The sequence below is a fragment of the Capnocytophaga felis genome, from assembly GCF_009684755.1.
GTDB lineage: Bacteria > Bacteroidota > Bacteroidia > Flavobacteriales > Flavobacteriaceae > Capnocytophaga > Capnocytophaga felis.
On record NZ_BLBC01000006.1, the window covers coordinates 39,698 to 53,807 of the forward strand.

Below are 14,110 nucleotides of genomic sequence, written 5' to 3' on the forward strand. Positions count from 1 at the left end.
AGTGATAAGTCATAAAAAAATAGTAGCTTTGCACTTTCAATTGAAGAAAAATATTTTCATTAGGTAAAAATGAACAAAAATATTTCAAAAAGAGTAGTAGTAGGGCTTAGCGGAGGAGTAGATAGCAGTGTTGCTGCTTATTTACTTAAAGAGCAAGGTTATGAAGTCATTGGTTTGTTTATGAAAAACTGGCACGATGATTCGGTTACGATTTCCAATGAATGTCCTTGGTTGGAAGATAGTAATGATGCCCTTCTGGTAGCTGAAAAATTAGGCATTCCATTTCAGACTGTTGATATGAGTGAGCCGTATAAGCAACGCATTGTTGATTATATGTTTCGCGAATATGAAAATGGTCGTACTCCTAACCCTGATGTGTTGTGTAACAGGGAGATAAAGTTCGATGTGTTTATGAATTTGGCTCTTTCACTTGGTGCTGATTATGTGGCAACTGGGCATTATTGTAGAAAGGAAGAAATTGATGTTAATGGAGAAAAAATATATCGTTTGCTTTCTGGGAAGGATACAAATAAAGACCAGTCTTATTTTTTATGCCAATTATCACAACAACAGCTAAGTAAAGCCCTATTTCCTATTGGTGAATTGCAAAAATCACAGGTTAGAACTATCGCATCGGAGCAAGGGCTAATTACTGCCGAAAAGAAAGATTCTCAGGGGCTTTGCTTTGTGGGGAAAGTACGTTTGCCTGAATTTCTGCAACAGCAATTACAACCAAAGGTAGGTGATATTATTGAAATTCCAAATGATTGGCAAGGATATAAATCTTTTGATAATTTGAAAACCTTTGAAACTTACGAAGATGAATTAAAATATCTTTCAAAACGATTTGAATATCAGCCTTCTGACGGGAAAAAGGTTGGTACACATCAAGGAGCTCATTATTTTACAAAAGGACAACGAAAAGGTTTGCACGTGGGAGGCACACCTGAACCACTTTTTGTGATAGAAACTGATGTAAATCAAAATATTATCTATGTCGGGCAAAGCCATAATCACAGAGGTCTTTTCCGAAAAGCTCTTTTTATAAAAGAAGATGATGTACATTGGGTTCGAAAGGATTTATCCTTGCAAGTAGGTGATAAAAAAGTGTTTATGGTACGCATTCGTTATCGTCAGCCGTTGCAAAAAGCCGTTTTGTACAAAGTTGAAAGTGGGCTTTTCATTCATTTTGAAGAGCCACAAAGTGCTGTAACAGAGGGGCAGTTTGCTGTTTGGTATGACGGGGAAGAACTTGTAGGAAGTGGAGTGATTAGTTAAAATTCTGAAAGATGAGTCATTAATGAATTTGTTTTTCTGATTTTTGAACTTTTTATTAGGAATTTAAGAGATGAGATTGTTTAAAAGAAGTCCGTTCGGACAAATATTATGGATAAAACGCTGGCTTATAAGGCTTTTTGGAATTATTACACACAGTCGTTATAATGGATTCAATCAGTTAAAAATAGAAGGCTCGGACGTTATCAGAGCATTGCCACAAACTAATGTGTTATTTATATCCAATCATCAGACGTATTTTGCTGATGTGGCTGCGATGCTTCACGTTTTTAATGCGAGTTTGAAAGGAAGGGTAAATACCATCAAAAACATAAGCTATTTATGGAATCCGAAGCTAAATATTTATTACATAGCAGCTTCCGAAACAATGAAATCAGGATTACTTCCAAAAATTTTGAGTTATGTCGGTGCAATTCCAGTGGACAGAACTTGGCGTGAAAAAGGGAAAGACATTAAGCGTGAGGTCAAACAAAGTGATGTAAATAACATCGGAATTGCTTTGAATGACGGCTGGGTAATTACTTTTCCTCAAGGGACGACATCTCCTTGGAAACCTATTCGTAAAGGCACAGCTCACCTAATAAAACAGTACAAACCTATTGTAGTGCCTATTGTGATTGACGGATTTCGTCGTTCTTTTGACAAAAAAGGAATCAATATCAAGAAAAAAGGCGTTCAGCAGTCAATGGTTATCAAAGCACCTTTACAGATTGATTATGAGAATGAAAGTGTTGAGCAAATTGTTGAGAAAATAGAAATGGCAATCGAGCAACACGAATCATTCTTGAAAGTGAAAAAAACCGACAACTAATTTTTAGTTGTCGGTTTTTTCTATTTTGGATAAATCTCTTTTAATGCTTTCACATACACCAAAACACCTTTATCCTTAAACTCCTCTTGCTCATAGAGTTTGATGGCACCAATTTTGTCAGTAGAAGTGAAAAGCAGAATTTCCCCCAAATCTAATGACTTTCCTTTTTTAATAAGGGCTTGAATGAGTTTCTTGCCTATTTTCTTTCCACGTTGAGATTCGCTTACAACAACGTCCTCAATCCAGCCTTTGTGACCCGAAATAACCTTGTAAACAGCCATTGAAGCCATTCCTAAAAGCCTTCCATCTTCAATATGACAAGCTATGAAAGGAGCTTCTTTTTCGTTTTTAAAAATCTCAGAAAGAGAAAGTTGATTTCTTTTGCTTAGCAAGGAGAATAAATCGCGAGCATCTTGCTCAATTACCGGAGTAATGAGCTCTTTTGTTAAAAATGTAATCATAGTTTTCTTCTTTATTTTTCCAACAAAACTAATCAAAAAAAAGTAAAAAACAACAAGGAATGCAAAAAATTGATAAAAAGCAAAGAGAAAATGTATGATAAAAATTTATTTAAGATTGTAAAAATATTTGTAAGTGATTAATAATTAATTTTATATATATAGAATCTTTAAAAATTAGAATTATTAATTTCTTTTTGTTAAACCATTCATTTTTTTCGATGTCTAACGGAGTATATTTTTATAAAATAAGATTATAATTATGAAGAAATTAGTATTTCTGCTAACTTTTGTTACATTTTCGGTTTGGGGACGGTTCTTTATAGTCGGCTTTTTTGTGTACAAACTTTTCTCTTTCATTTAATAATAATATCTTTGCCCCCGATTTAATTTTTAAAGACAATGCTAACAGTTTCAAATTTATCGGTTCAGTTTGGGAAAAGAGTTTTGTTCGATGAGGTAAACGTAACCTTTACTCAGGGCAATTGCTATGGTATCATCGGAGCAAACGGAGCAGGAAAATCAACTTTTTTAAAAATCCTTTCGGGAAAAATAGAGCCTACCAGCGGGCGTGTCATCCTTGAACCCGGCAAACGAATGTCTGTTTTGGAGCAAGACCACTATGCGTATGATGAGTTCACGGTTTTGGAAACCGTTATTATGGGGAACAAAGTTCTTTCTGCCATAAAAAAGGAAATGGACGCCCTTTATGCCGATTATTCCGATGAAAATGCCGACCGTATCGGTGAGTTGCAAATGCAATTCGATGAAATGAACGGATGGAATGCCGAAAGCGATGCTGCTGCTTTGCTTTCAAACTTAGGGATTTCGGAAGATATGCACTATACGTTGATGGGCGAAATGGACGGAAAGTTAAAGGTTCGTGTGCTTTTGGCTCAGGCACTTTTCGGAAATCCTGACGTACTGATTATGGACGAGCCTACTAACGACCTTGACTTTGAAACCATCGGTTGGCTCGAAAATTTCTTGGCAAATTACGATAATACGGTGATTGTCGTTTCACACGACCGCCACTTTTTGGATGCCGTGTGTACTCACATTTCAGACATTGACTTCGGAAAGATTAACCACTATTCCGGAAACTATACTTTTTGGTACGAAAGTAGCCAATTAGCTGCTCGTCAGCGTGCACAACAAAACAAAAAGGCTGAGGAAAAAGCCAAAGAGTTACAGGAATTTATCGCCCGTTTCAGTGCCAACGTGGCAAAGTCAAAACAGGCAACTTCCCGTAAAAAAATGTTGGAGAAACTCAATATCGCCGAAATAAAACCTTCATCGCGTCGTTATCCTGCCATTATTTTCGATAAAGAACGTGAAGCGGGCGACCAAATTTTGCACGTGGAAAATCTTTCGGCTTCTATCGATGGTGAAATTTTGTTTCAAAATGTAGATATTAACTTGGCGAAAGACGATAAAGTGGCGGTGATTTCAAAAGATTCGCGAGCTACGACGGCTTTCTACCAAATTCTGAACGAAAAACAGCAACCTGACAGCGGAAAATTCCAATGGGGAATTACCACTACGCAATCGTATCTTCCGGTGGACAATTCGGAATATTTCAATAACGATTATTCGTTGGTGGATTGGCTTCGTCAGTGGGCAAAAACGGAAGAGGAACGCGAGGAAGTGTATATTCGCGGATTTTTGGGCAAAATGTTGTTTAGCGGAGAGGAAGCTCTGAAAAAATCATCGGTATTGTCGGGGGGTGAAAAGGTTCGTTGTATGCTCAGCCGTATGATGATGCTTCGTGCTAACGTACTGATGCTTAACGAACCAACGAACCATTTGGATTTGGAGAGTATCACGGCTTTTAACAACTCGTTGAAGAATTTTAAAGGGAATGTTTTGTTTACCACGCACGACCACGAGTTTGCTCAAACCGTTGCTAATCGAATCATTGAGCTTACGCCTAACGGGGTTATCGACCGTTATATAACTTTCGACGAATATATGGACGATAAAAACGTTCAAGAACTTCGCAAAACGATGTACGAAAGAAAATAAAGGGTTGTGTTATAAAAAGTATGATTGAGGTTATGATTGTCAGGCTGAGCGTAGTCGAAGCCTTGTAATGATAACGCTTCGACTACGCTCAGCCTGACAAAAACACTTTTTTTAAAGGCATCATACTTTTTACATCACTTCCAATAAAAGTTTTCAAAGGCTAAAAAATAATTACGATAAACGACTCCGAATGCATTTTTTGTGTTCGGAGTTTTTTTGTTTCTGTTTTGAAAATCTAAAAAAGCAAAAAAAGAATTTAAAAAAGCAAAAAGATAGATTACGTAATCTAAAATATTGTCATCAGAACCTAAAAAATAAATTCAGGAAGCTAAATTATTATTATCAGAAGCTAAAATATTGCTTCTTGAATTTAAAAAATAGTCATCGTAATCCAAAATATTGTCATCAGAACCTAAATTATTGCTTCTTGAATCTAAAAAATAGTCATCATAATCTAAAATATTGTTTTCAGAACCTAAAAAATAAATTCCTGAAGCTAAAATATTGTCTTCAGAATCTAAAAAATTATTTCTGTAATTTAAAATTTAGTTATTGGAAGCTAAAAAATAAATTCCATAACCTAAAAAATAGCTTTCGAAAGCTAAATTATTGTCTTCAGAATCTAAAAAATTACTTCTGTAATTTAAAATTTAGTCATTAGAACCTAAAATATTGCTTTTTGAATTTAAAAAATAATCATCGAAATCTAAAATTTAATCATTAGAATCTAAAAAATAAATTTCAGAAGCTAAAATATTGCTTTCATTCAGTTTTTATCTTTAAAATTATAAAATAAAAAAGGTTATCAATTCAAAACTGATAACCTCTTCTTTATTTTGATATTTTATTTAGTAATTAATTTCGAACGTAGTTACGTATTTTTCTTTATCGTGGGTATTTTCGTAGTTTTCAGTAATTTTTGTAACATAGCCTTCTTTATCGAATTCATATTCGTAAGAATAGGAATATCTGTCAGAAGAGACTTGAGTAGGAAGCATTTCTGAGCTTTTTCCCGTAGGAAAAGGTAAACAAAGTAAAAACATTTTATTATAAGAAAAACGATTTAATAAAATGAATGAAAAATTATTTTTATTACTATGCTTACCGTATTCAATTCTTACATCAGGATTATTTTTGTCTCCTAAAGCTACAAAATTGCCATTTTCCCAATGATAATTATATATTTCATCTTTATCAATGGTTCCTTTGCCTGCTTTTTTAGTTTCTTGAACTAATTGATTGTCAGTATTGTATTTATATTCGTAGTTTTTCTCGGAAGATTCTATTCTTGTCAAGGAAACAACGTTTCCTTTTTCATTGATTGTTGCTGATATCTTAAATTTTTCAATTTCAATCTTATCTTTTTGGTAAGATACGTCAAACGAATTAGCGATTTTAGTGATTTTATTTTCTTTATTGTAGGTGTAATGAATTATAGCATCTTTTAAATTTTCTTCTCCGCCGTTGATTTTTACTGACTTAATAAGTTTTTCAGAAGTTGAAGCATTTTCATTAGGTTTTGGACTATCAGTATCTTTTCCGCAAGAAATAGTGGTTAATAATACTACCAAAAGAATCATTTTCAAAACATTTTTTTTCATTTTTTTCGATTTTTATTTGTTGAAAGAGCAAATATATAGAAATATTTTTCAATTTTCAGTTTTTTTAAAAATTAAAATAAAATCCACAATATGATGAGATTATCAATTTTATTTATTAGATTTGCCCTTTAAATTACAAACAGATGAAAAAATGGATTATTATCATAGCGGTACTTGCCGTTATAGGATTTTGGGGTGTAAGTAAAAACAACCAAATGGTGCGTCTTAAAGGAGAAGCCGAAAAAGAATGGGCAGATGTGGAAAGTTCATATCAACGTCGTGCTGACCTTATCGGTAATTTGGTAAAAACAGTACAAGGAGCCGCTGATTTTGAAAAAGGAACATTAACACAAGTGATTGAAGCACGTTCCAAAGCTACTTCTGTAAATATTGATGCTTCTAATTTAACTCCTGAAGCTATCAATCAGTTTCAAGAAGCACAAGCTGGGCTTACTTCGGCTTTGTCTCGCTTGTTGGTAACTGTGGAACGCTATCCTGATTTGAAAGCAAACCAAAACTTTTTGCAGTTACAATCACAAATTGAAGGTACAGAAAACAGAATTAATGTGGCTCGCAATCGTTTTAATGCGTCAGCAAAGGAATACAATGTTTACATTGAGTTATTTCCTAACAGTTTGATTGCAGGTTTCACAGGTCGTTCAAAAATGCCGTTGTTTAAAGCCAAAGAAGGAGCTGAAAATGCACCCGAAGTTAATTTTGATTTTAAATAAATGCCAAGAATTGAAGATTTTTTAACTTCGCAAGAAGAACAACAAATTGTAGAAGCTATCCGTATTGCCGAAAAAACTACTTCGGGTGAAATACGTGTGCATTTAGAAAGTCAAACTTCCACAGAGCCTCTCAAAAGAGCTGTGGAGGTTTTTCATTTATTAAAGATGGATACCACAGCCCAACGCAATGGCGTATTGTTCTATTTTGCTGTTCAAGATAAGAAATTTGCCATTTATGGAGATGAAGGCATAAACAAATTAGTTCCAGCAGATTTTTGGGAAAGCACTAAAAATCAAATGAAAGCGTATTTTCAAAAGGGGCAATTTTATCAGGGAATCATTGAAGGCATTCTGAAAGCTGGTGAAGAGTTAAAACGCTATTTTCCATACCAGAAGGAAGATATCAATGAGCTTCCTGATGATATTTCAAAAGGAGAAATTTGATGAAGAAACTATATTACTTTATTATATTGCTTTTGGCTGTTCAGCCGTTGCTTTTGGCACAAGTTCCCAAACTGAAAAATCCGAATGAGGCGGTGCAGGATTACGTTAATTTGCTTTCTGACCAAGAAAGGATGCTTCTTAATACAAAACTGACACATTATGCCGATTCTACTTCTACGGGGATTGTCATAGCAATCGTTCCGAGAACTGATGATGACATCAATTTTCAGGCTGCTGAAATTCTTTCCCAATGGAAAATCGGGCAAAAAGGAAAGGACAATGGCGTATTGATATTAATGGCTTCTGAACAAAGAAAAGTAGCAATATCAACAGGTTACGGCGTAGAAGAATACCTAACTGACGCATTGAGCAAGCAAATTATCACACAAGATATGATTCCTCACTTTAAACAAGGGGATTATTATGCGGGTTTTGACAGTGCCACGACCTCAATAATGCAAGTTCTTTCAGGAACATATAAGAACGATGCTACTCCAACGCAAGGAATTCCTTTCTCTGTGATAGTTATTTTTGGAATTGCAATGCTTTTGCTGATTATAGCTTTATCAAAAGGAGGCAAAGGCGGAAATAATAGCCGAGGTGGAGGCGGTTTTGACCTTTTTGATATGATAATCCTTTCCAGTATGGGGCGAAATTCCGGCGGTTTTGGCGGAGGTTTCGGAGGCGGAGGCAGCTCGGGAGGTTTTGGCGGCTTCGGCGGTGGAATGGGCGGAGGCGGAGGTGCCAGCGGAAGTTGGTAAATCCACTTTTGAAACTGTTACTATCGATTACTCAAAATTACAAAGAGATATTGACGAAAAAATAGGAATAATTTTCAACATCAAGCCGAAACAAATTAGGATTTTTACAAGAGTAAACTTTTAATCGTACGTGAATTTAGAAATTTTTTGACGTACGTATTTTACATAGAAAACCTCGAAATGGAATTTTCTCTTCTGAAAGAAAATCCGTTTCGAGGTTTTTGATTTACCAATTTACTTGATATTTACGGTAAACATCTTCTGATTTTCCAAAAAACCTTCCAGAATATCGTTCGGAGCCACGCTGCCAACACCTGCCGGCGTACCCGTGAAGATAATATCGCCTTTGCGTAAGGTAAAAAACTTCGAAGCTTCGGCAATGATTTGGTCAAAAGTCCAGAGCATTAAACTTGTACTGCTTTCTTGAACCGTTTGTCCGTTTTTCTCTAATCGGAAGGCAAGCGAGTTTAAATCACCGAGACGTGATTTATGGATAAAATCCCCGATAATCGCCGAACCATCAAAGGCTTTGCATTTTTCCCACGACAGCCCGTTTTGTTTTAAGGAAGCCTGTAAGTCGCGAGCGGTGAAGTCAATCCCCAAACCGATTTCCTCGTAATACTTGTGAGCAAACTTCTCCGAAATACATTTCCCGTTCTGTGTGATTTTGAGAATTACTTCTACTTCGTGATGCAAATCGTTAGTGAAGTCGGGAATATAATAGGGGAGTTCCGTGTTGTGAATTGCCGTATCGGGTTTTAAAAATAACACGATGTTTTTAGGATGTTTGCCGTCAAATTCTTTTATGTGGTCAGCATAATTTTTTCCTACACAAATGATTTTCATAAAAATATAGCGTTTATGGTGAGTGCTTTTGTTATTATATTTTTTCTGTTTAATTCTTCTCGATAGCTTTTAAGTCGCTTGCGTTTTCAATTGGCAAACTGTTATACTCTAATGTCCAGCCAATGGATTTTGTCAAAAAGATGATGTTTGCCAGTTCCGAAATCAGGCGATTTTCTGCATTTTTCTTTAATCCGGATTGTGCAACTTTCTTCTCCAATTCTTCATTTACTCTGCGTTGAATTTTATTAACGTCATTAGTGCCGAACGGATTTACCGGATTTTGGCTGACATCGTAGTACTTCATCTTGGGATAAATCTTTACTTCGGCGTCCGGAATTGACTTGATAATTACTTTTTTATTGACCTCATCAATATCATAAACTACCTTTTGCAAATCATAAGAGACAGTAACATCTGCATTTACTACGATGAGAATCTTCTTGTCGAACGACAGTAAGTCCATAAAATACTTCTGGCTGTCGGTGTAAGAAATGACCTCAGCAAAATGCCCTTCCGTTACTATGAGTTTGCTGACGTTGGCTATCTGCGTTTGAATCAAAGCCGAATCCGCTTCCAATGTTTCCCTTGCTTCCTTTTTATCCCAAAAGTATTTGATAACCAGCAGAAGGGCTATTGCGGTAAGCATTCCAAAGATAAATTTTTTCATAATACGTTCATTTTAAATTATTTTGAAGGAATTGTATGCTATTTGTTGCGGTTTGCCAAAGAAATGATTGCCGTAAACTATTTGGCAAATGCCCGCAGTTTGATGGCAGTCAGTACTTTTTTGGTGTACAGCGGGAAGTCGGCATTCAAGAGCCAACCGAAATATCCCGGTTCTTCATTAAGGATGTCCGTAACTTTTCGTCCTTTATGCTTCCCGAAGGTAAAAATCTCTTCGTTTTTGTCATTGAGGGCGATAAATCCGGCGAAGTCCACAGCTTGTTTTCGGGTGGTGAACTCGCTGAGTTTTTTCATATTGTTGTCCAACTCGGGATAACGGTCGAGTTGTGATTTTAGTATCTCATAGGTAGCGTTGGTGTCTGCTGCTGCCGAGTGGGCATTGTTCAGCGTTTTTCCGCAGTAGAACTTATAAGCGGCACTCAGGGTGCGTTGTTCCATTTTATGAAAGATAGTTTGCACGTCCACCGTTACGCGGTTTCCTAAATCGAAATCGACTTCGGCACGGAGCATTTCTTCCGCCAAGAGTGGAATGTCAAAGCGGTCGGAATTATAGCCAGCAAGGTCAGCATCTTTAATCATATTGTGAATGGTTTTTGCCAATTCCCTGAACGTCGGTTCGTTGGCAACGCGTTCGTCAGTGATTCCGTGTACGTCGCTTGCTCCTTTTGGTATCGGAATTGTAGGATTTACAAGCCACGTTTTGCTTTCTTTGTTACCATTGGGATATACTTTCAGTACGGAAATTTCAACAATACGGTCTTTAGTAATGTCGGTTCCGGTAGTTTCCAAATCGAAGAAACAGATAGGTTTTGCTAAATTTAATTCCATTGAATGTTTGATTTTAAGCTGAAAAGATTAGCAATATTACCTGATAACTAATTCTTTTTTTGCTGTTATTTTTCTATGTTTATTATTTGAATTATTTACTTTTTACTGTTTTAAGCTCCCTCAGATAGCACAGATTTTCACAGATTTGTATGTAATGTATAAATAACAACCCGTGTGCATTTGTGAAATCTGTGGGGAATCATATTACAAATATCGGCTATAAATCTTAATTCTTTCCGTTTAAAACCATACCCCGAAGCCATTCGTTGGTTTCTTCAAAGCCTTCAAGCCAACTGATTTTCCACTTTCCGTCTTCTTTTTTTGCCTTGACTTTGTAAGTGAAATCACCCCAAGAAGGTTCGCCCCATTGCCATTGAAAGCTGGCAACATCATCTTTAATTTTTATGTTTTCAATAGTCATTCGCTCGTAATAGTCGGGCGAAGGAATATCCTGACACATACACCAATCATTTGTTCCCCTGCTAAACGGAGAAATATCGCCCACAGCCCATTTCACGTGATGCTCTCGCAAAGCGAAATCAATATTCTGCCCAATTTCATCATATAGGTTAATCAAATCTCTCCCAAAGAAGCCCGATTTTTCAAGTTTACGTATCTGTGCATCGTGGATAGCGAAATCTATTCCGTTAAATAGCGTATCATTGGGGGCGGCAGTGGGTATGAAATCTTCGTAGGAATACTCATTCTCCAACCATTTGTAGGCATTGCGTGTTAAGTTGAGCAGTGCCAAGCTATCATTCTGAACGCTTTGAGCGATATTTTTTGACTTATTCCCAGTTGCTTTTTCGCCTTTGGATTGCTGTTTGCACGCTATCAGAGCCACAAAAGTAAGCATTAAAATTAGTTTTTTCATAGGTTTTTTTGTTTTTATTATAATGTGCGGAAATAAAAAAGAGTCACTTCTTTTAACTCTTTTTATAGCACTTAATAATTTTTAGAACAATATATACTTTATTTCAGCTCCCAGCGTTGGGGCAAAAGCCAGATATTTGGAATTACTATTCCATTCCTTTACGTACGATTTTCGGTAATAATGCCCGATACCAACGTGCAGAGTAAGAAGCAATTTCTTGACGATAACGGTTCGTACGCCCCAATGTATTTCATTTATCATTCTCACATCATTGTCACTGATAGCTCCGTATAGAATTTTATTTTGGAAAGCAATAAAGTTACCTCGATTAAAGGAATTGTCTTTTCCTTTACGTTCTCGTTTATTACGATTGTAGTAATATCGGAAACTTGCTTTGGTGTAAGGAGAAAATTTTTCATTGAGAGAATTTATGCTATATCCCTTTTCTTGATTAAAAAAGTCGCCGACTCCTGCCGATAATTCAGCTTCGGTATTTTTGAAAAGAGGCTGTTCGTAGGCAATTCCCAACCGAAGCCAAGACGCTTCCAGACTAAATTGCTTATGTAAATCGGCTTGACTGCGTCCCATAAAAGGAAGAGCTAAAAAAATAGTAAGTATTAAATATTTCTTTTTGTTTCTTGTTAAAAATAATTTTTTCATCTCTGAAAATGATTTTTTATTAGTAGTAATGCAAATTTAATTCTTTATTTCAAGATTATAACTTTCAGTACGTTTTATTTATTTTTACGTGTTGTGTTTATTTTTATGGGGCGTATGCGATACGCCTCTACGTTGTTGTGATTTTATTTCTGTGGGTGTATGTGATATACCTGTATATATGTTTGAAAATTTCCTGACGTCAGAAAAAAAATTTCTTGACGTCAGGAAATTTTTTTCTTGCCGTGCGTTTTTTTTCATCTTTGCCGAGGGAAAATTATTTACGTACCGGAAGCAATAAAAAATACGACTGTATGATAGATACAGCCGTAAGTTTTAAAGTTTGTTTTTACGATTTTTCAAAAGAAATTTCTTCGATGGCTTTTTTCATTTCTACCCCTGGTGTGAAGATAATACGCACGTCTTTAATCATTGAGGAGTTGAAATCTTTTTCATTTTCCACGCCTTCGCTACTTACGGAGATGCGGAACGTTCCGAAGTCGCCGAGCTTCACGCTGTTTCCTTTTACGAGTTCTTTCGGAAGTTCTTCCAATAGGTTTTGAATTACGTTGGCTATGTCGCCTGCCGTAAGAGACGATTTGGAAGAAATTGTTTTAGCGATGTCTTTCTGTTCCACCTTGCTTGAAATTACTGCATTGGCGTACCATTTCTTTTTGGAACGGTCTTGCGGATTTACCTTTTGTACTAAATGATACTTCATAGTTGTATGTTTTTTAGTTAAACATTCCGTTTTGAAAAATTATTTTTCGCTACCAAAGATATTTATTTTTCGTGAAAAACAAAAATAATTAACGTTTTGTTGTGATTTTTACCACAAGGAAATATTATATATTTCCTTTATTATTTGTTTTGATGGTAAGAGCGAAAAATAATATTTTGTCCTTACGTATTGTATGAAATTACAATTACTTGACGGATTGTATTTTGTACTCGGGATATATTTCTGAAAGATACTTTTCTTTATTTTTTGGAATATGGAATGTTGCCACATACATCGTTATGATAGCAAACGTGAAAAAGGCAGCATAAATCACTAAAAACGGTTTGCTTTGCGGAAGGTCTTCCCTAAATTGAAATAACATTTGGAAAAAGAGAAATAATATGAAAGAATAGCCGTTTAATTTTATGATAATATCTTCAAGAAGCCATTTCTTTTCGTTTTTTTGTTTGAAAAGACGTCTGTTTTTGATGGAGAATACAATAAATACAATTAAGATAGTCAAAAAAAATACGGGAACTATTATATTGATATTTCCTAATAGGGAAAGCAATAAATAGATAACAATCCCTATACATAATGTTAGTATGATTTTCGGAATGGTAAAAAACTCTTTTGTTTTCTGCCAAAGCATACGATTGTAACGTTTGCTCATTTGTTTCATTTTTTCCTCTAATACGTCCATAAAACCAAACACCCCGAATTTACGGAATTCTTTCTGTAGTACGGTTTCAAAATCATCGTCAGGAAATTCTTGCCAATGCGTTTCGATGGCATTTGCCAGATGGTCAACCAGTTCAGTCTGTACGTCATAATATTCCACGTAATGCTGACGCGTAAATTCGTATAGACGTTCGATTTGTTCAGGAGTTACTGTTTTCATATTTTAATAGGAGTTAAATTGGTGTCATTTTGCGGATTGATTATATTTTGCAAACAGGCAATAAAGTTTTGCATTTCAGATACTTGTTTTTCAGTTTCCCGTATGCCGCTTTCAGTTATTTTGTAATATTTGCGAATGCGGTTGCCTACTTGCTCTATTTCGGGAGTGAGCAATCCTTGTGCTTCCAGCTTGTGTAAAGTAGGGTATAGGGCACCTTCGGTAATAGCGATTTCACCCTGTGATAGTTCTTTTACTCTTTGTGTGATTTCATAGCCGTACATTCGTCCGTTATCCTGCAACAGTTTCATAATGATGGTACTGAGGCTTCCTTTATAGAGTACTGAATTTTGTTTTTTCATTTGCTTATATATTTATGTTGCAAATATACATAATTTTCTTATGTGTTGTAAGAAATGCATTATTTTTTTCTTTTATCTTTACTTTTAGTTGCCGGAAAGAATTTTGAAATGTA

The 14,110-nt window shown here is 35.5% G+C and carries 16 protein-coding genes; 6 read left to right on the forward strand and 10 right to left on the reverse strand.

What is annotated here, in order from left to right; all coding sequences use genetic code 11:
* Window positions 1-69: 69 nt before the first annotated feature.
* Together mnmA and GN105_RS05200 are read left to right on the forward strand one after the other, a co-directional pair.
* On the forward strand, window positions 70-1,278 hold the full coding sequence (gene mnmA, locus GN105_RS05195; protein ID WP_155284375.1) for a tRNA 2-thiouridine(34) synthase MnmA: 1,209 nt from the start codon (window positions 70-72) through the stop codon (window positions 1,276-1,278).
* A 70-nt stretch (window positions 1,279-1,348) separates the two neighbouring features.
* The gene (locus tag GN105_RS05200) at window positions 1,349-2,107 is read left to right on the forward strand and encodes a lysophospholipid acyltransferase family protein (RefSeq protein ID WP_155284376.1); all 759 of its coding nucleotides are present in this window, start codon (window positions 1,349-1,351) and stop codon (window positions 2,105-2,107) included.
* 20 nt (window positions 2,108-2,127) lie between these two features.
* Here the strand turns inward: GN105_RS05200 and GN105_RS05205 are convergent, their stop codons facing one another.
* Complete coding sequence (locus GN105_RS05205) at window positions 2,128-2,568, reverse strand: GNAT family N-acetyltransferase (protein WP_155284377.1); 441 nt, start codon at window positions 2,566-2,568, stop codon at window positions 2,128-2,130.
* A 399-nt stretch (window positions 2,569-2,967) separates the two neighbouring features.
* Here GN105_RS05205 and GN105_RS05210 point away from each other — a divergent pair, with 399 nt between their 5' ends.
* Window positions 2,968-4,590: an ABC-F family ATP-binding cassette domain-containing protein gene (locus tag GN105_RS05210; RefSeq protein WP_155284378.1), complete on the forward strand. Its 1,623-nt coding sequence runs from the start codon at window positions 2,968-2,970 to the stop codon at window positions 4,588-4,590.
* A gap of 848 nt (window positions 4,591-5,438) precedes the next feature.
* Here GN105_RS05210 and GN105_RS05215 read toward each other — a convergent pair.
* Entirely contained in the window at window positions 5,439-6,191 is a 753-nt protein-coding gene (locus GN105_RS05215) for a DUF4595 domain-containing protein (protein ID WP_155284379.1), read from the reverse strand.
* A gap of 143 nt (window positions 6,192-6,334) precedes the next feature.
* Here GN105_RS05215 and GN105_RS05220 point away from each other — a divergent pair, with 143 nt between their 5' ends.
* The 3 genes from GN105_RS05220 to GN105_RS05230 are packed head-to-tail and all read left to right on the forward strand — an operon-like array spanning window position 6,335 to window position 8,127.
* Window positions 6,335-6,922 carry a LemA family protein gene (locus tag GN105_RS05220; RefSeq protein WP_155284380.1) on the forward strand — a complete coding sequence of 196 codons (588 nt, stop codon included), beginning with the start codon at window positions 6,335-6,337 and terminating at the stop codon, window positions 6,920-6,922.
* Entirely contained in the window at window positions 6,923-7,366 is a 444-nt protein-coding gene (locus GN105_RS05225) for a TPM domain-containing protein (RefSeq protein WP_155284381.1), read from the forward strand.
* Window positions 7,366-8,127, forward strand: a complete 762-nt coding sequence (locus tag GN105_RS05230; protein ID WP_155284382.1) for a TPM domain-containing protein — start codon at window positions 7,366-7,368, stop codon at window positions 8,125-8,127. The genes GN105_RS05225 and GN105_RS05230 overlap by 1 nt, the downstream gene beginning before the upstream one ends.
* Before the next feature lie 234 nt (window positions 8,128-8,361).
* Here GN105_RS05230 and GN105_RS05235 read toward each other — a convergent pair whose 3' ends face one another.
* The 8 genes from GN105_RS05235 to GN105_RS05270 all read right to left on the reverse strand — a co-directional run bounded on the left by GN105_RS05235 (window position 8,362) and on the right by GN105_RS05270 (window position 13,997).
* Window positions 8,362-8,973, reverse strand: a complete 612-nt coding sequence (locus GN105_RS05235; protein ID WP_155284383.1) for a fumarylacetoacetate hydrolase family protein — start codon at window positions 8,971-8,973, stop codon at window positions 8,362-8,364.
* Window positions 8,974-9,022: 49 nt separating this feature from the next.
* Window positions 9,023-9,640, reverse strand: a complete 618-nt coding sequence (locus GN105_RS05240; protein WP_155284384.1) for a DUF4230 domain-containing protein — start codon at window positions 9,638-9,640, stop codon at window positions 9,023-9,025.
* 77 nt (window positions 9,641-9,717) lie between these two features.
* Window positions 9,718-10,485 (reverse strand): 3'-5' exonuclease, encoded by a 768-nt coding sequence (locus tag GN105_RS05245; RefSeq protein WP_155284385.1) that lies wholly within the window; start codon window positions 10,483-10,485, stop codon window positions 9,718-9,720.
* Between the two features lie 226 nt (window positions 10,486-10,711).
* Window positions 10,712-11,359 (reverse strand): hypothetical protein, encoded by a 648-nt coding sequence (locus GN105_RS05250; RefSeq protein WP_155284386.1) that lies wholly within the window; start codon window positions 11,357-11,359, stop codon window positions 10,712-10,714.
* Window positions 11,360-11,440: 81 nt separating this feature from the next.
* Window positions 11,441-12,019, reverse strand: a complete 579-nt coding sequence (locus GN105_RS05255; protein WP_155284387.1) for a hypothetical protein — start codon at window positions 12,017-12,019, stop codon at window positions 11,441-11,443.
* Window positions 12,020-12,365: 346 nt separating this feature from the next.
* Window positions 12,366-12,737 carry an HU family DNA-binding protein gene (locus GN105_RS05260; protein WP_155284388.1) on the reverse strand — a complete coding sequence of 124 codons (372 nt, stop codon included), beginning with the start codon at window positions 12,735-12,737 and terminating at the stop codon, window positions 12,366-12,368.
* Window positions 12,738-12,942: 205 nt separating this feature from the next.
* Window positions 12,943-13,638: a hypothetical protein gene (locus GN105_RS05265; RefSeq protein WP_155284389.1), complete on the reverse strand. Its 696-nt coding sequence runs from the start codon at window positions 13,636-13,638 to the stop codon at window positions 12,943-12,945.
* Window positions 13,635-13,997 (reverse strand): PadR family transcriptional regulator, encoded by a 363-nt coding sequence (locus tag GN105_RS05270; RefSeq protein ID WP_155284390.1) that lies wholly within the window; start codon window positions 13,995-13,997, stop codon window positions 13,635-13,637. Before GN105_RS05270 ends, GN105_RS05265 begins: the two co-directional genes overlap by 4 nt.
* Window positions 13,998-14,110: the final 113 nt, after the last annotated feature.